The sequence below is a fragment of the Streptosporangium sp. NPDC005286 genome, assembly GCF_040607515.1.
Classification (GTDB): Bacteria; Actinomycetota; Actinomycetes; order Streptosporangiales; family Streptosporangiaceae; genus Streptosporangium.
In genome coordinates, this window is the sequence record NZ_JBEXGU010000167.1 from 1 (window position 1) to 19859 (window position 19859).

The 19859-nt window shown below is 68.5% G+C and carries 17 protein-coding genes, 5 pseudogenes, 1 riboswitch and 1 other annotated feature; of the genes and pseudogenes, 7 read left to right on the top strand and 15 right to left on the bottom strand.

Annotated features, from left to right (window positions below):
• Positions 1-181 precede the first annotated feature (181 nt).
• Positions 182-979 (top strand): annotated as a pseudogene (locus tag ABZU75_RS37755) (ISAs1 family transposase); the annotation flags it as partial.
• Between the two features lie 40 nt (positions 980-1019).
• Here ABZU75_RS37755 and ABZU75_RS37760 read toward each other — a convergent pair.
• Complete coding sequence (locus ABZU75_RS37760; RefSeq protein WP_355565350.1) at positions 1020-1967, bottom strand: WYL domain-containing protein; 948 nt, start codon at positions 1965-1967, stop codon at positions 1020-1022.
• Between the two features lie 188 nt (positions 1968-2155).
• Here ABZU75_RS37760 and ABZU75_RS37765 point away from each other — a divergent pair, with 188 nt between their 5' ends.
• The gene (locus tag ABZU75_RS37765; protein ID WP_355565353.1) at positions 2156-3100 is read left to right on the top strand and encodes an alpha/beta hydrolase; all 945 of its coding nucleotides are present in this window, start codon (positions 2156-2158) and stop codon (positions 3098-3100) included.
• Positions 3101-3397: 297 nt separating this feature from the next.
• Here the strand turns inward: ABZU75_RS37765 and ABZU75_RS37770 are convergent.
• Positions 3398-5043, bottom strand: a pseudogene (locus ABZU75_RS37770) (transposase); the annotation flags it as partial.
• A gap of 266 nt (positions 5044-5309) precedes the next feature.
• Positions 5310-7046, bottom strand: coding sequence for a hypothetical protein (locus ABZU75_RS37775; RefSeq protein WP_355565356.1), 1737 nt, complete (start codon positions 7044-7046; stop codon positions 5310-5312).
• Between the two features lie 613 nt (positions 7047-7659).
• On the opposite strand from ABZU75_RS37775, the gene ABZU75_RS37780 reads away from it, so the two are divergent.
• Positions 7660-7866 (top strand): hypothetical protein, encoded by a 207-nt coding sequence (locus ABZU75_RS37780; RefSeq protein ID WP_355565359.1) that lies wholly within the window; start codon positions 7660-7662, stop codon positions 7864-7866.
• Here ABZU75_RS37780 and ABZU75_RS37785 read toward each other — a convergent pair.
• From ABZU75_RS37785 to ABZU75_RS37835, 11 genes are all read right to left on the bottom strand, one after another.
• Complete coding sequence (locus ABZU75_RS37785; RefSeq protein ID WP_355565362.1) at positions 7855-8553, bottom strand: (2Fe-2S)-binding protein; 699 nt, start codon at positions 8551-8553, stop codon at positions 7855-7857. The genes ABZU75_RS37780 and ABZU75_RS37785 overlap by 12 nt on opposite strands.
• The gene (locus ABZU75_RS37790) at positions 8550-9344 is read right to left on the bottom strand and encodes an ABC transporter ATP-binding protein (RefSeq protein ID WP_355565365.1); all 795 of its coding nucleotides are present in this window, start codon (positions 9342-9344) and stop codon (positions 8550-8552) included. Before ABZU75_RS37790 ends, ABZU75_RS37785 begins: the two co-directional genes overlap by 4 nt.
• Positions 9341-10417, bottom strand: a complete 1077-nt coding sequence (locus ABZU75_RS37795) for an iron ABC transporter permease (protein WP_355565368.1) — start codon at positions 10415-10417, stop codon at positions 9341-9343. Before ABZU75_RS37795 ends, ABZU75_RS37790 begins: the two co-directional genes overlap by 4 nt.
• Positions 10414-11364 (bottom strand): ABC transporter substrate-binding protein, encoded by a 951-nt coding sequence (locus ABZU75_RS37800; RefSeq protein ID WP_355565393.1) that lies wholly within the window; start codon positions 11362-11364, stop codon positions 10414-10416. Before ABZU75_RS37800 ends, ABZU75_RS37795 begins: the two co-directional genes overlap by 4 nt.
• A 213-nt stretch (positions 11365-11577) precedes the next feature.
• Positions 11578-11777: riboswitch (cobalamin riboswitch) on the bottom strand.
• 14 nt (positions 11778-11791) lie between these two features.
• Complete coding sequence (locus ABZU75_RS37805) at positions 11792-11983, bottom strand: hypothetical protein (protein ID WP_355565371.1); 192 nt, start codon at positions 11981-11983, stop codon at positions 11792-11794.
• Positions 11977-12261 (bottom strand): hypothetical protein, encoded by a 285-nt coding sequence (locus ABZU75_RS37810; RefSeq protein ID WP_355565374.1) that lies wholly within the window; start codon positions 12259-12261, stop codon positions 11977-11979. The genes ABZU75_RS37805 and ABZU75_RS37810 overlap by 7 nt, the downstream gene beginning before the upstream one ends.
• Before the next feature lie 553 nt (positions 12262-12814).
• Positions 12815-13000, bottom strand: a complete 186-nt coding sequence (locus tag ABZU75_RS37815) for a hypothetical protein (RefSeq protein ID WP_355565377.1) — start codon at positions 12998-13000, stop codon at positions 12815-12817.
• A complete protein-coding gene (locus tag ABZU75_RS37820) occupies positions 12984-13178 on the bottom strand; it encodes a hypothetical protein (protein ID WP_355565380.1) in 195 nt (64 codons plus the stop codon). The genes ABZU75_RS37815 and ABZU75_RS37820 overlap by 17 nt, the downstream gene beginning before the upstream one ends.
• A 135-nt stretch (positions 13179-13313) precedes the next feature.
• Positions 13314-13655, bottom strand: coding sequence for a hypothetical protein (locus tag ABZU75_RS37825; RefSeq protein ID WP_355565383.1), 342 nt, complete (start codon positions 13653-13655; stop codon positions 13314-13316).
• A 55-nt stretch (positions 13656-13710) separates the two neighbouring features.
• Positions 13711-15285 carry an ABC transporter permease gene (locus tag ABZU75_RS37830; protein WP_355565386.1) on the bottom strand — a complete coding sequence of 525 codons (1575 nt, stop codon included), beginning with the start codon at positions 15283-15285 and terminating at the stop codon, positions 13711-13713.
• Complete coding sequence (locus ABZU75_RS37835) at positions 15285-16166, bottom strand: ABC transporter ATP-binding protein (RefSeq protein ID WP_355565389.1); 882 nt, start codon at positions 16164-16166, stop codon at positions 15285-15287. Before ABZU75_RS37835 ends, ABZU75_RS37830 begins: the two co-directional genes overlap by 1 nt.
• Positions 16167-16254: 88 nt before the next feature.
• Between ABZU75_RS37835 and ABZU75_RS37840 the strand changes: the two genes are divergently transcribed.
• The 3 genes and pseudogenes from ABZU75_RS37840 to ABZU75_RS37850 form a co-directional block, all read left to right on the top strand.
• Positions 16255-16713, top strand: a complete 459-nt coding sequence (locus ABZU75_RS37840; RefSeq protein WP_350928315.1) for a MarR family transcriptional regulator — start codon at positions 16255-16257, stop codon at positions 16711-16713.
• Positions 16714-16908: 195 nt separating this feature from the next.
• A pseudogene (locus tag ABZU75_RS37845) lies at positions 16909-17954 on the top strand (IS3 family transposase); the annotation flags it as partial.
• Positions 16965-17079, top strand: a sequence feature (AL1L pseudoknot). (Overlaps the previous pseudogene by 115 nt.)
• Before the next feature lie 183 nt (positions 17955-18137).
• A pseudogene (locus ABZU75_RS37850) lies at positions 18138-18509 on the top strand (recombinase family protein); the annotation flags it as partial.
• Between the two features lie 155 nt (positions 18510-18664).
• Here ABZU75_RS37850 and ABZU75_RS37855 read toward each other — a convergent pair.
• Positions 18665-19507: a PHP domain-containing protein gene (locus ABZU75_RS37855; RefSeq protein ID WP_355565396.1), complete on the bottom strand. Its 843-nt coding sequence runs from the start codon at positions 19505-19507 to the stop codon at positions 18665-18667.
• An 85-nt stretch (positions 19508-19592) separates the two neighbouring features.
• Between ABZU75_RS37855 and ABZU75_RS37860 the strand changes: the two are divergent.
• A pseudogene (locus ABZU75_RS37860) lies at positions 19593-19859 on the top strand (LysR family transcriptional regulator); the annotation flags it as partial.

Genomic DNA, 19859 nt, shown 5'->3' on the forward strand with positions numbered 1-19859 from the left:
CTCACAGGACACCGCCCAGGAGCCCCTGCCGCCGGTCGAGCAGCACAACCGATCACGTATCAGGCTCCAGCGCGGGCTCTGACCAGCCCTATTAGCCCTTTCCGGCTTACTTGGTCTGCCCCCCTTCGTGGCAGTGCTGCTGATCGCCTGCTCCGCTGTGGTGAGCGGGGCGAGGAGTTACGTGGCGATCGATGAGTGGGCCGCCGACGCCCCGCAGGACGTTCTGACCCGGCTCGGTGCCCGTACCGCAACCGCCCTGGCCGTGCGCATCCCGCCCAGCGGCGCGACGATCCGGCGGGTCATCAAGGACACCTGCCCCGGCGGCCTGGCCGACCTCCTCGGACACGACCCAGCCGGTGCCGACACCCTCGCGGTCGACGGCAAGAGCGCCCGCGGCTCGCGCCTCGGAACCACCCCGGCCGCCCATCTGCTGGCCGCGATGACCGGCACCGGGATGACCGTCACCATGCTGAGGGTCCCCGAGAGGACGAACGAGATCACGTGCTTCGCCGCCCTGTTGGACCCCTATGACCTGCAAGGAGTCACGGTGACCGGCGACGCACTGCACACTCAGCGCGACCACGCCCGCTTCCTCGTCGAGGTGAAGAAGGCGCACTACGCCTTTACGGTGAAGCGGAACCAGAAGAACCTCTACGAACAGATGCGGACCCTGCCCTGGGGCGAGGTGACGGCGAAGTTCTACGACCGCACCCAGGGGCACGGCCGCAAGGAGACCCGGGCCGTGCAGGTGCTGACTGTCACCGACCTCGGCGTCGACTTCCCCCACGCCGCCCAGGTCGCCAAGGTCGTACGGCACCGCACCGACACCAAGACCGGCAAGCAGCGCCGCGAGACCGTCTACGTGATCACCGATCTGACCAGCCGGCAGGCGTCCCCGGAACGCATCGCGACGGTCTTGAGGGCGCACTGGGTGATCGAAAACAGGCTCCACTTCGTCCGGGACACCGCTTTCCGCGAGGACGCCTCCAAGATCCGCACTTCGACACTATGGGACGGTCTCAGCCGTATCGCTCGACTAGCGCGTTGCCGATCGCGGCCAGGTGGTCTCGCACACCCGGAGGGCCAGTCACCTCGAGCCATTCGACCAGCCAGGCAAGCTCGCCGGCGAGCACGTACTCGTCGTGGCCGCGGATCACGACCTCGATGCGGCCGTCGGTCGTGGAACCTCCCACCTCGAGCCGACCGCCGAGCGCCATCCGGAGCAGGCCTATCCCGTGGGGCGCGCATACCGCCTGGATCTCGAGGGGCGTTCGCTTGCGGTCGACCTCGTCGGCGATCTCGCGCCAGCTCTCGGCAAGGTCGAAGCCCTCGGGTCGGTGCACGGGATCGTCGGTCGGGTCGGCGGACGACACGCGGTCGATCCGGAAGGTCCGCCGGCCGGCCTCGGTGTGGGAGACGAGGTACCACGACGGACCTTTGGCGACGATGCCCAGCGGGTGGACGGTTCTCTCGGTTTCGGCGCCTTTGCGGTCGACGTAGCCGAGCCGCACCTGGACGCCGCGGATCACTGCGTCTTGGAGTTCGTCGAGGAAGCGGGGTGGTCGGTGCTCGATCCGACTCGACCCCCATCGTTGCGGGTCCGTGACCAACGACGACGCTGCTGCTTCGGCCTGCACCCGGAAGGGCTCCGGCAGGGCATGGACGAGCTTGCGCAGGGCTGCTTTCACGGTCGGCGTCGCAGCCGAGGCCGGGCCGGCAACCAGGAACAGGGCGCGGGCCTCACTCGCGGTCAGCCCGGACAGGTCGGTGCGGGCGCCGCCCACGAGGCGCCAGCCGCCGCCTCGGCCCTGCATGGAGTACAGGGGCACCCCGGCCATGGCCAGGGCGTCGAGGTCGCGGCGGGCGGTGCGCTCGGAGATCTCCAACTCTTGGGCGACCTCTGCTGCTGTCACCTGCTCGCGCCGTTGCAGCAGGAGGAGGATGGCCACCAGCCGGTCGGTTCGCATGCCGACGACACTTTCACATAAACCGGTCATGGGTTGACCGGTTCTGGTCGGCAGGATGGCGACATGACCTCACCGGCGAGTCCCACTGCCCACGACCGCATCGGCCCTCGGCCTGTCAGGGGTGCGCCGACGCTGTCTTCGGGAACCTTCGCCGCCTGATCACCCCGAAAAGAAAGAGAGGAAATGCAATGTTCGATCCAGCCGATTTCCCCGAGCCCACCCTTGTTTCAGTCAACGGTGTGGAGCTTGAGGTCTTTGAAGCAGGCCGACAGAATACGGGGAAACCCATTGTGCTCTGTCATGGCTGGCCGGAGCACGCCTTTTCCTGGCGCCATCAGGTGCCCGCCCTTGCCGCAGCGGGCTACCATGTCATCGTCCCGAACCAGCGGGGTTACGGGAACTCATCCCGCCCGGCCGAAGTGACAGACTACGACATTGAACACCTGTCGGGTGATCTCGTCGCACTTCTCGATCACTACGGATACGAGGATGCCACCTTTGTCGGTCATGACTGGGGTGCAATGGTCGTCTGGGGACTGACCCTGCTGCATCCGAACCGTGTAAACAAAGTGATCAACCTGAGCTTGCCTTACCAGGAGCGCGGAGAAAAGCCCTGGGTCGAGTTCATGGAAGATGTGCTTGGCGGCGACTTCTATTTCGTCCACTTCAATCGGCAGCCAGGCGTCGCGGACGCCGTGTTCGAAGAGAATACCTTCCAGTTCCTTCGCAACATGTACCGGAAGAACGAGCCCCCCAGGGAGCCTCAGCCGGGTATGGCGCTGATCGATCTCGCCAGAGCGGAAACGCCACTCGGTGATCCCGTCATGAGCGACAGCGAACTGGCCGTTTTCGTCTCCGCCTTCGAATCGACAGGGTTCACGGGCAGTGTGAATTGGTACAGGAACCTTGACCGCAACTGGCGCTTGCTGGCGGACGTGGACCCGATCATCCAGCAGCCCACGCTCATGATCTACGGCGACCGGGATGTGGTCCAGAGGTCTGAGAAACTGGCGGAGTTCGTGCCCCATGTGGAAGTGGTCAATCTGGATTGCGGTCATTGGATCCAGCAGGAAAAGCCGGAAGAAACAAACCAGGTGATTACAAAATGGCTGGAACAGCAGGATGCCAACTAGTGTCTCGTGATCCGGTTCGTGTCACCTGAAGCTCTTCGAGTCGTTGGGCGGTGTGTGAATCTCTCTTCGATCGAGGCCCGAGCAGCAGCCGCCACCGCCCGATCAACCACAGCCACCGGCCGTACGGCAAGCCGAGGGCAGACTCACGGGGGAACAGCGGCACAGCGAGGCAGCGGCCGAGCCGCCACTCCCCCGGTGCCCCGCCGGAGCATCTGACAGCGGTACGGAAAACCCGAACGGGCCGGAGGGAAAACCCTCCGGCCCATTCTTCGCATGTACAAGCTAAAAGTGGCGTGCTCACGCCTCGCCCTCGCCCTCGTCGTCCTCGTCCAACTCCACCGCGTCCGGGTCGCGCAGCGGGCGCAGAGTGCCGGCGGCCGGGGTCGAGGCGGTGAAGCTGTAACGGCCGAGCAGATTCAGGTTGCGGTGTTTGAGCGGGGAGAGCCGGGCGATGTCCTCCTCCCGGATCTCGTGTCCCTCGGCCTGGAGCTGGGCGACGGCGGCGTCGATGTACCGGGGCGTCCAGAGCACGATGGCGTTGAGGACCAGACCGAGCACGCCGAGCTGGTCCTCCATCCCGTCGCGGTACGCCTGGTGGATGGTGCCGCGCTTGCCGTGGCATACGTCCCTCGCGAGCTTGTGGCGGGACTCCTGCACGGTGAGCTGCCGGTTCATCTGCCGGCGGTAGGTGTCGTCCACCGGGTCGACCACGCGCAGCAGGTGCTCGGTCTTGGCGATGCGCCCGTACTCGGCGAACGCCGCACCCAGCGGAGTCGGGCGCCCCTCGCGCCCGAACATGCGCAGCAGGTCGTAGGCACGGACCTGGTTGGTGACCAGGGAACCGGCGACCTTCAGCATGTCCGGCCACTGCGTGATCACCTTGTTCAGGTTCACGCGGTTGCGGGCCAGGTCTTCCACCGCGCCGTACGTGCCCGTCTCGACGCCGGGCATCGTGGCCCGCCAGAACCGCTGGTCGTCCAGGTCGCGGAACCGCGGGCTGAAGTTGTAGCCGAGGATCTTGAACAGGCCGAACACCATGTCGGAGTACGAGGCGTTGTCGGTCGCCACCATCTCCGGCTTCACCCCGCCGTCCAGGTTCAGCAGCGCGTCCAGGATGTGCAGGGAGTCGCGCGGGGTGCCCGGGACGACCATCTGCCCGATGCCCGCGACCTGGTCGTTTGACGGCGTTGAGCCAGGTGATGCCCCGCTTGAACCCGAAGTACTTCGGCGACGGCGCCGCGCTGACCGTACGGACGGGGACGACGAACCGTAGCCCGTCCACCGAGGCGAGCAGCCCGTCGCCCCAGAACTTCACGATGGGCACGGCGGCCTGGGCGGCGATCAGCCGCGAGTTCGCCGCGGCGATGGTGTCGGCGCGCAGGTAGTACTGGTCGACGTGTACGAGCCGGGCCCGGGTCAGGGCCTCGTAGCCGGGGTTCACCACCGGGGCCAAGCCGATGTTGCACGCCTCGGACACCAGCAGCGCGACCACCGAGGTGGACAGGTCCTTCATCCGGGTGGTGCCGTCCCCGAGGTGCACGAAGGCGTCCAGGAAGCCGGTCCAGCCGTGGACCTCGAACAGCAGGTCAGGCAGGTCGATCTTCGGGAGCATCTTCTCGACCCGCTTGCGCAGCCAGGTCAGGGACTTCGGCTCGCCGAGCGCGCCGAGCTTGTCAACGTTCAGCTTCACCCGCCCGTCGTCCTGCACCTCGATGGAGACCTTCGCGGCCGGCCCCGCCTCCTCCAGACGTTCGGCCAGCTGCTTCCACCCGGCGTCCAGCCCCCGCAGGTGAGGCGAAGACGTCGCGGTTGTTCAGGGCCCGGTGCAGCTGCTCCAGCACGCACACCACGTACGCGTCCCGGTCCACCGCGCCCTGCGGCAGGTCGGGGTTGGCGTACACCGCCTTACGCCACGCGGGCGGCACGAGCTTGTCGTCCACCTCGCGCGGCAGCAGCGGCTTGACGCCCACCTTCCGCCGCGCCAGCGCCGGCAGGCCGCGGACCCCGGCCAGGACCCGTTTGCCGGCGCTTGCCGCTAGCGTCCCGCTGTCGAGCAGCGCAGCGCGTCCGCGACGTCGTAGTGCCCCTGCCGGCGTAGCTCGCCACGGAGCGCGAGTACAAGGGAGCCCCTTCGATCGCCAGCGTCCACCGTGTTCTGGCCCAGGACATCGCGACCTCGGCTGAAGGTTGATTGCCTCGCTCGCGTGGTTCAGGGGTTGGCGTCGGCCGCGGGTACGACGGCGAGGGTGGCGGTGGCGGTGAAGCCGGGTACCAGCTGGATGGTGTCGCCCGATTGGGCGGTGACGATCTGGTGTGGGTCGGCCAGGCGGGCGCTGTGGTAAAGGACGCGGCGCTGAACATCGTCGAGCATGATGTGGCGGCCGGCCAGGTTCAGCTGGATCGGGCTGGTGGCCATGAGGCCGAATTCCTGGTGGGAGGAGGGCAGACGGTCCGGGGTGGCGAGGGTCATGGTGACCTGGGTCCAGGTGGTGCGGATTTCTTCGCCGCACAGCAGCCGTCCCAGTTGGATTATCTCGGTGATCTGCTCGGAGGTGATGTCGTCCAGGTCAGGGATGGTCACGCGCTGAAGGGTGTGGGCTTGCACGGCGAGCAGGGCCTCCAGGAAGGTGATCGTCCAGCGGGCCATATCGATCAAGGGTGAGGCGCGCACCTCGGACTCCTCCGGCCGCCATATCGGGGTGAGGGACCGGCCGCCGCGTACCGCGAGAAGCAGGCCGGTGGCGGTCGCGAGGTCGGCCACCATCTGGACCGTTGGCAGCACGTCGGCAGGGGTCTTGCCGACCAGGGATGTCATGGTCATCCGCACCTGGTCGCGGTCGGGTCCGTTGAGCATGAACCGGAACTCCAGGACGCCGGCACGATCGGTGCCCGACAGCCACCCGCCGGGACCGTCCACGCCACGGGAGATGCGCACGTTGATGAGATCGAGCGTGTGTATCACCGCGTCGTCGCTGGCCAGCAGCCGGACCTCCAGGTCGGGTCGTTCGTTGTCGGATCCGGCGGGAACCAGGAAGGTGAACCGGCCCGGTCCGCTGGCCCGCAGCAGGCCTGGTGGCCCAGTGATGCTGGTGACGGTGCCGGGTACATCGTGGAAGGGGGCACCGTAGCGCAGCCAGTCTTCGACCGCCTGGTGCTCAGGTGAGCCGATGGGGACCTCGAGCTGGACTGAGGCCGTGATCGGCCGTAGGTGCAGCGACTCGGCGCAACGCGACAGCAGCCGCATGACCAGGTAGGACTCCTCGTCCAGTTGCCGGTAGTGCACCCATGCAACATCGGCGGCGGTGTGCAGATCGCCGTCCCATGGCTGGTCGGCCACGCGGCCGGGACGCACGTGCAGTTCGTAGCGGTAAAAGGGGTCCACCTCGTTCAGCGCGGTGGTCAGGCTGCGCTGGCGGGTGATGATGGCCTGGAGTAGATCCTCGGCTGGCACGCCTTCGGGAACCTCGCGGCTGCCGTGCAGCGCCTCGGTCATGAGACGGTGCAGGCGTTGCCCGCCGTCGCCGAAGTAGTACGCCACCAGCGCGGGGTTGTCGGCGGCCATCACGTCGAGGCGGGCGCCGCCCATCCAGTGGGTGCGGATGCCGATGCTGGCGGTGAGCTGATCGAGCCAGTCAAGCCGCTCGTTGCTGGGCTCCCAGGGGGTGACCAGCGTCCAGGAGCGCACCGGCAGCAGGGGCAGTGTCTCGGCGGTGAAGGTGTTCCAAGAGTTTTCGACGCTGGTCGCCTGCCGCGCGGTGAGCGCCCGGCTGTAGCGTTTTATCTGGTAGATGTCATAGCCGTCGGGGTTCCAGACCCGCACGTCGACACCCCGATCCCCGCGGGAGGGTGTGGGCCGGTTGCCGTGCGGGTGCTTGAGCAGCAGCAGCGCCGCGACGAACTCCTCTACCGTCTCCCCGGGCATCCGCTCCCAATTCACCGTCGTCATGTCTGTCAGCAAAGCAGCATCGGCCGACACCTTTCTGCTGGTCCATCGTGGTCTCGGGCGAAGGCAACCGCGTCGAGCAGCATTTGGCTCAGTGACCCGTTGGTGGCGATCCGAATTAAGCCTGGTAGAGCCCTCGCTCCGCTCCGCGCGTCACCGACAGGTACACCTCGCCAAGCACCGGGTGGGCGGCCATGCCGCGGGCGTGGACGTCCTGGACCCGACAGCCGATGAACGCCGCTAGCCGGACACCGAGTTCCTCGGCTGAGGGCACTTCCTCGGCGGGTGCCGTGGCGTCGGCCACAGCCGGCGCGAAAATGGCGCCGGCGTTGTCGGTGACCGAGAGGATTCCGTCGAGGAGCCGAAGGCGATCGGTCCTGCGGAGCGCAGGTCCGGCTCGCCGACTTCAAAGCCGTATAGGCGTGCCGAGAGCAGGCCTTCAACCATCGCTTCTCGTGATCACATCGTCAGCCGTCGACCACTCCCATGAGGGCGAAGATGTCGGGGCGGGCCTCGATCCGGGCCAGCAGGGCGCGCAGGTCCTCGTCACTGTCGCCGACCTTGACGCCGAAGTGGCACATACTCACCCGCCGCCGCGGCCGACGACATCGTCGTCATGCTCGACGCGCACTGCGCCTTCGCCGAGCTGGGCGAGGAGTTCCACATTTACTGGGGCGCCTACCTCGGCACCCCCGACGAGATCCTGGTGGCCGGGCCGGTGCCCGAAGTCGCCGACCGTATCGGCGAACTGCGCGCCGAGGCTCGCGAACGCAAAGGCTGGATCATGGACACCTATCTGCTGCGACGCCTCTCACCGTCGTGACCGGTCCAGTGAACAGTCTCCGCACTTCTCGCCGCCCGGGACGCGGTAGTACAGGCAGCAACTGCGTCGCCGGAAGGTCAGATCGGGCCCGGTGAACTCGCCGGTGCCGCGCAGCGCCGCGCTGTCGAGCAGCCGGCCGGCGAGGTGGGTGAGGGGCCCGCGCAGGGCGGGGCGGGCTCGCAGGAGGGTGCGCGCCGCCTCGGCCAGGGCGGAGCCCGCGTTGCCGCGCAGCAGTCCCGGGGCGACCTTGACGCGCAGCCCGGCGGCCAGTGCGGCCAGATGCTCGTCCATGACCATGCGGTGGAGGACCTGGACGAGGTCCTCGCCCTCGGGTGCGTACCAGCCGCGGGCTACGGGCAGCCGGAGAGCGGGTCCGTTCACCTGCTGGTGGAGGTCTCCGAGGTCGGGGACGATATCGTGCGCGACGACGCAGCCAAGCACGACAGACCACAGCCGGGCGGCGTGGCCGAGCTGGACGACGGACGCGGCGATGCGGTGCTCGGGCGTGCCGTACCGGGTCACCCGGTCGGCCACCAAATGGGCGAGCCCATCCGCGTAGGCGTCTGTGACGGGCCGCCAGGCGCCGTCGGTCTCGCCGACGGCGAGGGTGAAGAAAGGGCTCAGGTCGGCGAGGTCGACCAGTGCGGTGGCGACGGCTTCGGGCCGGGCGGGCCGCAGGCGGGTCATGTCAGGTCTCCCGCAAGCACGCTGATCTGCGGGACGCCGCTGCGGGGGTGCAGGGTGACCTCGGCCTCGACCCGGTAGACCTCGGCCAGCAGTGCCGTGGTGAGCACCTGGGCGGGCGGGCCCGCGGCGATCAGGCGGCCGGTGTCCATGACGCAGATCCGGTCACAGAACGCCGCGGCCAGGTTGAGGTCGTGCAGCGCGACGACGGCGGTCACCCCGAGCCGCCGCACCAGCCGCAGGGCGTCCAGTTGGTGGCGCAGGTCGAGATGGTTGGTCGGCTCGTCCAGCACCATCGTCCCGGCTTGTTGCGCCAGGGCGCGGGCGATGAGGACGCGCTGCTTCTCGCCGCCGGACAGCCGGTCGAACGGAGCCTGGGCGAGATCGGCGACGTCCAACTCCTGCAGCGCGCCCGTGACGATGGCCCGGTCGTCGGCGTCGTCGCCCTGGAACGCCCGCTTGTAGGGGGTTCGGCCCATCGCCACCACGTCGTACACGGTCAGCTCGAACTCGCCGGGCGCCTCCTGCAGGACGGCGGCCAGCCGCCGGGCCAGCCGCCTGCCGGTCATCCGCCAGACGTCTTCGCCGTCCAACGTCACCTGTCCCGACGTGGGGCGCAGTGCGCGGTAGAGGGTGCGCAGCAGGGTGGACTTGCCCGCGCCGTTGGGGCCGACAAGCGCGACGACCTCGCCCGGGGCGATGTCCAAGGACACCTCCCGCACCAGGACCTTGCCGCTGACGACGACGCCGACGCCCTCTAGGCGCAGAGCCGCGGGTCTGTCCGCCGGGGTCACCGGGCCGCCCTCCGCCGCATGAGCCACAGGAAGAAAGGCCCTCCGGTCAGGGCGGTCAGGATGCCGATCGGGATCTCCTCGGGGGCGATCACACTGCGGGCGGCGAGGTCGGCGGCGATGAGGAAGGCCGCGCCTAGCAGGGCGACAGCGGGCAGCGCGCGCCGATGGTCGGCGCCGACCAGCAGGCGCACCACGTGCGGCAGCATCAGCCCCACGAACCCGATGGAACCGCTGACCGCGACGATCGCGCCGATCATCAGGGCGACCAGCGCGAACAGCGCGCCGCGAAAGCGGTGCACGTTCAGCCCCAGGGCGGCGGCGGCTTCCTCCCCGGCCAGCAGCAGGTTGAGCGGGCGGCCAAGACCCAGCAGCACGCCGGTGCCGAGCAGCACTGCCGCCGCGGGGATCCAGACGAGGTCCCAGGTGGTGCCGGCCAGGCCGCCCAGCATCCAGCGCAGCGCCGAATCGGCCTTGTGCGGGTCGTTGGAGGTGACGATGAGGTAGCTGGCCACCGCCGAGAGGACCTCGGCCGTGGCGACCCCGGACAGCACCAGCCGCACCGTCGTCATCCGCCCGCCGGTGCGGGCCAGGAAGTAGACCAGCACCAGCGCCGCGAAGGCACCGGCGAAAGCGGCCAGCGGCAGCGAGAACGCCCCCAGCAGCGAGACGTTGAACACCATGACGACGACCGCGCCGACCGTCGCGCCCGAGGACACCCCGAGCAGCATCGGGTCGGCCAGCGGGTTGCGCACCAGCGCCTGCAGGGCCATCCCGCACACCGACAACCCCGCGCCCACCACGCCGCACAGCAGAATGCGAGGGACGCGGACGTCCATCACGATCGTCTCCCGGACCGGCGCCCAGGTGGGCTCGACCAGAGGCGCATACAGCCGGTGCAGCACGATGGCCCACACCTCGCCGAACGGCAGGCGCACCGAACCGACCGCGACCCCGGCCGTGGCGGCCGCCACCACGGCAACGGCGAGCACCGCCAGGACCAGCGTGTACGGCACGCGCCCGCGACCGCCGACGACCACGGGTGCCGACGGCCTGGACGGGGCGATCTTGGTCACGCGAAGCGGTCCGGGTGGATCTGGCGGGCCAGTGACTCCACGCCAGAGGGCATCCGTACGCCCAGCACCGTGGACGACAGCGGCAGCACCGCGAACCGCTGGTCCCTGATCGCGGGCACGTCCTTGAGGGCCGGATTGGCGAGCAGGAACTTCTTCTTGCCCTCCACGGAATCGTCGCCGTAGTCGTAGATGACGATCACGTCGGGCGCCCGCTCGGCGACCTGCTCGAAGGAGACGTCTCCGAAGGACTTGGGAAGGTCGGCGAACAGATTCGTCCCACCCGCCAGTTTGATCATCTCGTTGCCGATTCCGGCGCCGCCAGCGGTGAAGGCGGTCTTGTCGCCGCTGTCGTAGACGAACACCTTGATCGGGTCGGCCCCGTCGATCTTGGCCTTGACGCCGTCCAGCACGCCGCGCATCGCGGCGATCTGCCGCTCAGCGCGGTCGGGCACGCCGAAGATCTTGCCGATCGTCCGGATCTCGTCCTCGACTTGGGTCATGGTCACCGGACCGGTCGGGCATGCTTCGATGTTGACGTGGGAGTCGATCCCGGCCTTGGCCAGGGCGTCCCGGCCGCGCCCCTCCTTCTCGGCGAAGGCGCTGTTGAATCCGCCGTAGACGAAGTCGGGCTCGGCCGACAGCAACGCCTCGTAAGAGGGGTACTCCTCGGCGAGCACCTTGATTCCGTTGTAGGCGGCCTGGTAGTCGGGCTGGATCTCGTCGTCGAGGTAGGCGGTCCCGACCATCGACTTCTCCAGTCCGAGAGCGAGCATGATCTCGGTGACGTGCTGGTTGAGTGTCACCGCCCGCTGCGGTGGCTTCTGGAAGGTAGTGGTCACGCCGCAGTTGGTCACGGTGAGGGGGAACCCCGCGGCGGCCGAGCTCGCCGCCGGGTTCGCGGCGCCCGTGGGACCGGCGGTCTGCTCGGTGGTTCCGCAGCCGACCACCAGCAAGGCGGATATTAGAAGTGGGAGGAAGAAAAGCGAGCGTCGGCTCGTCATGAACAGGTCCTTTCACTCACGGGCTGAGCCCGATGAGCGGGATGGGGCAAGGAGCCGGATCTTTAAAAGAAGCTCGTGACGCGGGCATCCCGAAGGCCCTCATGCCAGATGCGCGGCATGGCGATCACCGTTCCTCTCTTGGGGAGATCCGCCCCAATTTCTCTGAGGAGGCGACCGCGTGAGTCTCCTGGCTCTCGGGTCAACGCTCCTCCCGGCCTTCCCACCCGTTATCCGGGCAGTGGCTTCGTCGGGATTCGCTCGCCGATCACAGTGGCGGGACCGCGCCGGATTCACACCGGCTTCCTCGTTCCGCGCTCGCCTACGCCGACCATGCTCGCACACCACCCATCAACGACAAAGTGCGTACCACCCGTCAGACCCGGCGCGCCTCCCCACATTCGACGGGAGCACCGGCGCGCACACCGTGGAGCACCTGGGTGAGGACCTCCACCCCTCGTACCACGCGCGGCCCGGGCCTGTTGAAGTACGCCGGTCCGTCCAGCACCCACACCTGGCCCGCGCGGACCGCCGGCAGGTCGGCCCAGCCCGGATGGCAGGTCAGCAAAGCCACTCCGCTCGCGCCCGTTCGGGAGGAAAGCCGCAGGGCATCAGCGGGACCACCTCGGGTTGGGAGGCTCGCAGCCTCTCCCAGCCGATGGCGGTGGTGTGCTCGCCCGCTTCGGCCAGCAGCGGCTCACCGCCCGCCGCCCGGATCTGCTCGGGGACCCAGTGACCGGCGGGCCACAGCGGATCCAGCCACTCGATCGCCGCCACCCGCGACCATGGACCGCACCACCGCGAGCCTGTGGAGGGCGCGTCGGGCCGGTACGAGGCGCTGGCCACGATCGCCGCCGCGGCGAGGGCCGCCTACGCCGACGTCCAACCTGCGGATGCGTTCTTCGGGCATCGTGCACGCGGTCGTGATGCCTCCCCGGCTGGGCGGGGAGCGGATGCCGGGCCCGGCGTGCATGGTCGGAGTGAGCGGCTGAGATCCGGGCGTGGCACATCCGGACCGGGGCGCCGACTCGACGGCCAAAGGCGACTGATCGCGAGCTGGGAGACCGTCGGCCGATTGAGGCGCCAGGCGCTCCGGGTGATCAAAGCGCCAACTGCCACGAGAGTTTCATTGGCAGCAGTCGGATACCGGCTGTCCCTTCTTGGGCTTCTGAGTTGCGCGTTCTGGCTCGACGGCCAAGGCTGTTTCCGCACTCATAGGGTGCTGAATCCTGCTGACATTGTTCTGCGCTTGCCCGACTTCACTGTCACAGACCTGCGTTTCCGCTGACATCAGTCCTGCGCTTCACTGATGGTCTATCCAGAGCTACCTGCCCCTGGCCAGCTTTCCCAGATAGGCGTCCAGCAGCTCGACGCGGCCGACGAGGGGCTGAACGCCGTCCTACCAGCAGATCGCGCTGATCTCCTCGTTGGGGGTGAAGCCAGGGTGCGCGGTGGTGAGGGCCGCGTACTCGACGCGCCTCTCGGGGCCGAGCACGAAACGCGCGTGTCCGGCAAACACGAGGTCAGCGACCTCCAGGCCGGTCTGCAAGGCCGCCTGGCGTGGTGTCTCACTCGGGTCGATCATGTCGCCGGGCAGTTCCCAGCACCGGCGCAGGCGGTGAGACCAGCAGCAGCCGCTCGTCATTCCACACCGCCGTCAGCGCCAGCGGCAGGGGTCCGTCATCGAAGCGAGCTTCCTCCGTAACCAGATGAAACGCGGTCAGAAGGTTGCCGGCTTCGTCAGCGGCGAGAACGTCGTCCACCTCTGGCCCTCCGCTATCGACCTTTACTCGGGCGCCGACGAAACTATCTGACCAGGGAAGACGGTCAGAAATTTCTTACTGAGCTCCGCGCTGATGGAGATCATCTTCCACCGGAGCGGGTCTCTGTGAATGAGGTCAGCGGGGACGCCAGCGGGTGGCGGGGGCAGCCTCGGCGGTGACGCGGGCAGCAGTTTCGCCGAGCCGTATGTGGTGCCCAAGGCCGGCCAGGTGCTGGTGGCGGAACTTGGGGGTCCAGTAGGAAGGTGCCCAGGAAACGCACCGTGCCCAACTGCAGCGCCCGAGCTGGTTGCGAGCCCCGTTGGCGGCCATCGCCCGGCGGCGGGCGGCGACGTCCAGGTGGAAGAACCCACCCAGCTGAGCGTCGACCGCGGCGGGTTCAGCGCCAGTGAAGGTCTTGCGGGGGTCCGCCGAACCGGCGACGCTGCGCCGCCTGGTCGACGACGGTGTCTCAGTCACCGAGGCCACCCGCACCCCCCGAAAACCGTTCGAGGCCCGAGGTTAAAGAACACGCTTAGCCGACGTCGCGGCGGCGGAAGCCGTACAGGCCGGCGATGGTCAGCGCCGCGGCGATCGCGGTCATGGCCACCAGCGGGGTCGCCGAGACATCGCCGCCCGGTAGTGTGGGCAGGTGGCTGAAGGGTGACAGGTCCAGCAGCACCTGGGGCAGCTCCAGTAGCGCGCCCACCTGGCCGAAGAGCAGGAACAGCGCCAGGACCGCCCATGCCGCGGCGACCAGGCGGGGCAGCAGGCCGAACAGGGCGAGGGCCAGACCGGAGAAGGTCCATACCGCGGGGAGCTGAGCGAGAGCCGCGCCCAGCGTGGCAGGCAGGTGGGCGGCTATGTCTCCTGAGGCCGCACCGTACGACAGACCGACGGCCAGGCCGGTCACGGCGAGGACCACCGCCGGGCCGAGCACGGCGAACAGCGTGTGGCCGGCCGCCCAGCCGACGCGGCTGACCGCGGTGGCCAGCAGCGGCTCGGCGCGGGCGAGGCTCTCCTCGGTACGCAGCCGCAGCGCGGCCTGGATGGCGTAGCCGGACACGGCGATGCCGAAGATGCCGATCAGCACGGCGATGAACAGGTCGGCCGGGTCGGTTCCGCCGCCGAGCCGGTTGAGCATCTCCATGATCTGGGCGTTTTGCCGCAATGCGGAGGAGGCGGCGTCGGCGGCGCTGCCGATCACCGCGCCGAAGACGGCGAAGCCCGCGCACCAGGCCAGCAGCAGCCCGCGGTGCAGGCGCCAGGCCAGCGCGAGCGGGCCAGCCAGGCCGGGCGCGGCCTGCGCGGGACCCAGCCTGGGCGGTAGCAGGCCGGCTGCGACGTCGCGCCGGGCAGCTAGCGCGTAGGCGGCGTAGCAGGTCACGGCGATGAAGGCGGCGAACAGAGCCAGCGGCCACCATTCCTCGTCGGCGAAGGGGCGCAGTTTTTGCCCCCAGGCGATGGGCGACAACCACGACAGCCAGGAGGCGTCGGTGGTGTCACCGGCCATCCGCAGCAGAAACGCCAGCCCGAAAGCGGCGATGCCGATCACCCGAGCTCCGGAGGCGCTCTCGGTGAGCTGGGCGGCCACCGCGCCGATCGCGGCGAAGGCGATGCCGACCAGGGCGTAGTCGAGCCCGGCCGCCAGTGCGCCGGCTACCGGATACGTCCCGGCGAGGGAGCCGGCCACGATCAGGCCGGCGATCACGTTGGCCGACGCGACGACGATGAGGGCGGCGGCCAGCGGGGCGTGGCGGCCGAGCACGGTGGAGCCCAGCAGCTCGCGGCGTCCGCTCTCCTCTTCTGCCCGGGTGTGCCGGATCACCGTGAGCAGGCTGGCCAGGCCGAGGATCACCGGAACGAATCCGGCGCGCCACACGCCCAGCGCCGCCACGTGCCAGTCCAGCAGCGGGCCGTACAGGGCGAAGAAGGCCGGAGTGGCACGCATGGAGGCGGCGAAGGCCTGCAGCTCGGCGTCGGTGGAATAGAGTCCGCCGATGGCGGAGATCTGGGTGACGGGCATGATCGCCAGCAGGAGCACCCAGATCGGCAGGATCACGCGGTCGCGGCGCAGAATCAGCCGGACCAGCGCTCGCGTGCCCGTCATCAGCTGTCCACCCGGGCGTAGTGGCGCATGAACAGCTCTTCCAGCGTCGGCGGCTGGCTGGTCAGCGTGCGCACGCCCAGGCTGGTCAGCTGGCGCAACGCCGCGTCGAGCTCGCCGGTCGTCACCTGGAAGGTCACCCGGTTGCCGTCGATACGAAGGTCGTGCACGCCGTGCAGGCCGTTGGGCGACCCGGCCAGCTCCGCGGTGATGGTGGTCCTGGTCAGGTGGCGCAACTCGGAGAGGGTGCCGGTCTCGACTATGCGGCCGTCGCGGATGATGCTCACCCGGTCGCACAACTTCTCGACCTCGGCCAGGATGTGGCTGGACAGCAGGATCGTACGGCCCTGCGCGCGTAGTTCGCCGACGCACTGGGTGAAGACCGCCTCCATGAGCGGGTCGAGCCCGGAGGTCGGCTCATCCAGCAGGAACAGCTCGACGTCGGAGGCCAGCGCGGCCACCAGGGCGACCTTCTGCCTGTTGCCCTTGGAGTAGGCGCGGCCTTTCTTGCGCGGGTCCAGCTCGAAGCGCTCGATCAGCTCGGCCCTGCGCCGGGGGTCCAGGCCGCCGCGCAGCCGGCCGAGCAGGTCGATGACCTCACCGCCGGACAGCCCCGGCCAGAGGGTGACGTCGCCGGGCACATAGGCCAGGCGGCGGTGCAGCTCGACGGCGTCCTTCCACGGGTCGCCACCGAGCATGGAAGAGCTGCCCGCGTCGGCGCGCAGCAGCCCGAGAAGGACGCGGATGGTGGTGGACTTGCCTGCGCCGTTCGGGCCCAGGTAGCCATGCACCTCACCGGCCCTGACCTCAAGGTCGAGGCCGTCCAGTGCGGTCGTCCGGCCGAACCGTTTGGTCACGCCGGACATGGAGATGACGTTGCTCACACTTTAGAATGTACATAGCCTTCACAAGTTCGTGAAAGACATGAAGACACTAAACTACGGATCCTTGACGCGGGGTGAGAGGAGCAGGATGAGGGACGAGGAAGCGGTGCGTCAGTTCGTCGAGCGGCTCAGCCGGATGCTGGCCGACTGGGGCTTCCCGCCGATGGCGGGCCGGGTCCTGGTGACGTTGTCGGTCGCGGAAGAGGACACGCTGAGCGCCCCCGACCTGGCCGAACGCCTCGACGTCAGCCCGGCCGCCATCTCCGGCGCGGTCCGCTACCTCGTCCAGCTGGGAATGGTCGCCCGAGACCCGGTGCCCGGATCCCGGCGCGACGTCTACCGGCTGGTCCACGACAGTTGGTGGGAGGTCGCGCTGACCAAGGTCGGCCTCTACAAGACCCTCGCCGACATGGTCGACGAGGGCATCGAGGCGCTCGGCGGACCGCAGACCCACGCCGGGCAGACCATGACCGAGCTCCGCGACTTCTACCTGTTCATGCACCGGGAGATCCCCCTGCTGCATGACAAGTGGCGCGAGACGCACTAGTCGGTGGTTTGTTAAGGCAGGGCGTAGAGGTTGAGGGGTCGTCCTGTGGTGACGGCTGTGACCAGGGCTTGTAGTTCAGCGGGCGGGGCCTGGTTGACCAGCTGCGCCACCAGCGTTGCAGCAGCGCGCAGGGGGTCAGCCAACCGCGGACGTAGCGGGCGGCCCTGGGCCAGCACAGTGGCACGGACGGCCGTGCTGGAGCGTGAGGTCCGCGAACTGCGCCGCGCCAACGAGATCCTCAAGGCGGCCTCGGCTTTTTTCGCGAGGGAACTCGACCCTCGACCTCCCAGATGAACGCCTTCATCGATGCCCACCGTTCCCGGTTCGGCGTCGAGCCAATCTGCCGGGTCCTGCAGACCGCTGCCTCGACCTATTACGCGGCCCGCAGCCGGCCGCCGTCCCCGCGAGCGGTACGCGATGAGCGGCTCAAGACAGAGATCACCCGCATCTACCAGGACAACTACTGCTGTTACGGCGCCCGCAAGATCTACCGGCAGCTACGCCGTGACGGCCATGTGGTCGCCCGATGCACGGTCCAGCGGCTGATGGGCGAGTTGGGCATCGTCGGAGTAGTTCGCGGGAAAGTCCGGCGAACCACCATCGCCGGTGACCAGGCCGATCGGCCGGCCGATCTGGTGGGCCGTAACTTCCACGCCCCCGCGCCGAACCGGCTCTGGGTCGCTGATCTGACCTATATCCGCACCTGGTCGGGCTGGGTATATGCGGCGTTCGTCATCGACGTGTACTCCCGGATGGTCGTGGGCTGGCAGATCGCCACGCACCTGCGCACCGACCTGGCGCTGGACGCGCTGGAGATGGCCCTGTGGCGTCGCAGCCAGGAGCAGCCAGCGGATTTGTCCGAGCTGGTCCATCACTCCGATCGCGGGGTGCAATACCTGGCGATTCGCTACAGCGAGCGCCTAGCCGACACCGGCGCGGTCGCTTCAGTGGGCAGCCGCGGCGACTCCTACGACAACGCCCTGGCCGAATCCTTCAACGGGCTGTTCAAAGCCGAGCTGATCCGCCGCTACGGCCCCTGGAAGAACATGGACGACGTCGAGTTGGCAGCGCTGGAATACCTCGACTGGTTCAACCACCGCCGCCTGCACACCGCCTGCGGCAACATCCCGCCCGCAGAGTACTTGGAGATCTTCCACAACCGGCAGCGACGACACAGTGCCCTGGGGATGCTCACCCCCATCGAGTACGAGATGCTTTACCCGAACGCCCAGCTGGCATGAGAGTCAACCAAGCCGACTCCACCGAACTCGGGGTACATCAGAGTCTCCATCGAACCCGGCGCGGTTCACTCTCTACGACGAGGCAACCGCCTGGTCACACCACACCAAACCCCTCGCCGCTTGGCACTTAAGCTCCTGGGATGTCTTTGGGGCTCATCGCACGGACCCGAGTGGAGGGCCGTCATGACGGCCTCTCTGGAACCCGCCGACCGGCCGGACTTGCTCGTCGCCGAGCCGCTCGTCCACACCGAGATCAAGATCGGATACGCCCGGGTCTCGACCAGCGGGCAGAAGCCGGAGCGGCAGCTCGACGCGCTCACCGCCGCCGGGTGCCGGAAGATCTTCGCGGACAAGAAGTCCGGCAAGAACGCGCTCCGCCCCGAGTCGAAGGCGTGCCACGCCTTCCTCGACCTCGGCGACACCCTCGTCGTTCCCCCGCTCGACCGCTACGGCCGCAGCCTCCAGGACCTCATCAACATGGTCGCCGAACTCCGCACCCGCGGCGTCGGCTTCACCTCGCTGCACGAGAACCTCGACACCACCACCCCCGGCGGCCGCCTCGTCTTCCACGTCTTCGCCGCCCTGGCGGAGTTCATCCGCGAACTCATCGTCAGCAGCCAAATCGTCACCCCTTGCCCGCAGTTCCTCGTTCTCCGTCACGAGCAGCGCATCCCCATCCCACTGTCAAGATCTCCGCGCTCAACACCATGTCAGTCCGCCCGGCCCCAGATGCCCAGCATGTCCTTGCCCGGGCGGAAGCCGTGCGCCTCCGCCATGTGCGCCGCCTCCTTGAACCCTTGGGCCACAGCCGACGGCATGTGCGCGTCGCTCCCGAACGTCACCGCCTGCCCGCCCTCCTCGCGCCACCAGCGAAGGATGGTCGAGTGCAGCGGCAGGCGCGTGTTGATCTCCAGAACTCTGCCCGACTCCGCCGTCACCCGCAGCGCGTGCCGGAACTCCTCCTCGAACTCCAGCAGATCGAACGGCCCGGCCTGCTCCGTCGGCCAGTAACGGATCGGATAGTCGATGTGCGCCAGTACTGTGAACACCTCGCTCTGCTCGATCAGCCGGGGAATCTCCGCCAGGTAGGCACGCATGACCTCCGCCGCGGGTCGCCGCGCAAACTGCCCCGGAGGCTCGGTGAACCTGTCCCCGATCGGGAGGCAATGCAGCGACCCGATCAGCCGATCGAACGGCCCGGCCGCGAGCAGCTTCGCGATCTCCTCGGCATGCCAGTGTGGCTCCCCCAGTTCCATACCGCTAAGGATCTGCAACTCCGGGAAGCGCTCCCGGCACCTTTCGATCGCCTCCAGGTATCCAGCCGCGTCGAACCGCGGCGGAGTCAGCTCGCCATCCGGTGAGCACACGGTCGCCAGATGGTCATCCGGGTGCAGCACGTCGGGGTTGACCATCCACACGGTGTGATCGACGTGCTCCGTGAAGGCGATCGCGGGCAGGCCGAGCTCCACCGCCTTCTCGCAGGTGCGCTCCATCGAGCCCAGCGGCGCGTCCCAGGACCACTCGCTGTGCACGTGACTGTCCGCAGGCAACATCACGAATCTCGCCTCTCGCCGATCGGAAGATCACTGCACAGCGTACTGAGCGGTCACGAGGGCGAGTTGACGGGCGGCGGCCGAGCGCCTCCACCTGTCCATCCCCGCGACCAGCCGGGCGCTCGGCCGGCTGCGGCGGGCGATGGGCGACCCGATCCTGGTGCGCGCCGGTAGTGAGATGGCGCCCACCCCGTTCGCGCTTCGGACCGCTCCCCGGGTCCGGTCGCTGCTCGAGGAGGCGTCAGGGGGGATCAGCGGGGATCGGCGCTGGGCGCGTGGTCACGCTAGCCGACCAAATGCACCCCGTCAAGATCCCCAAAAAAGAAGGCGTGGGCGCGAACCAGGCGTCGGC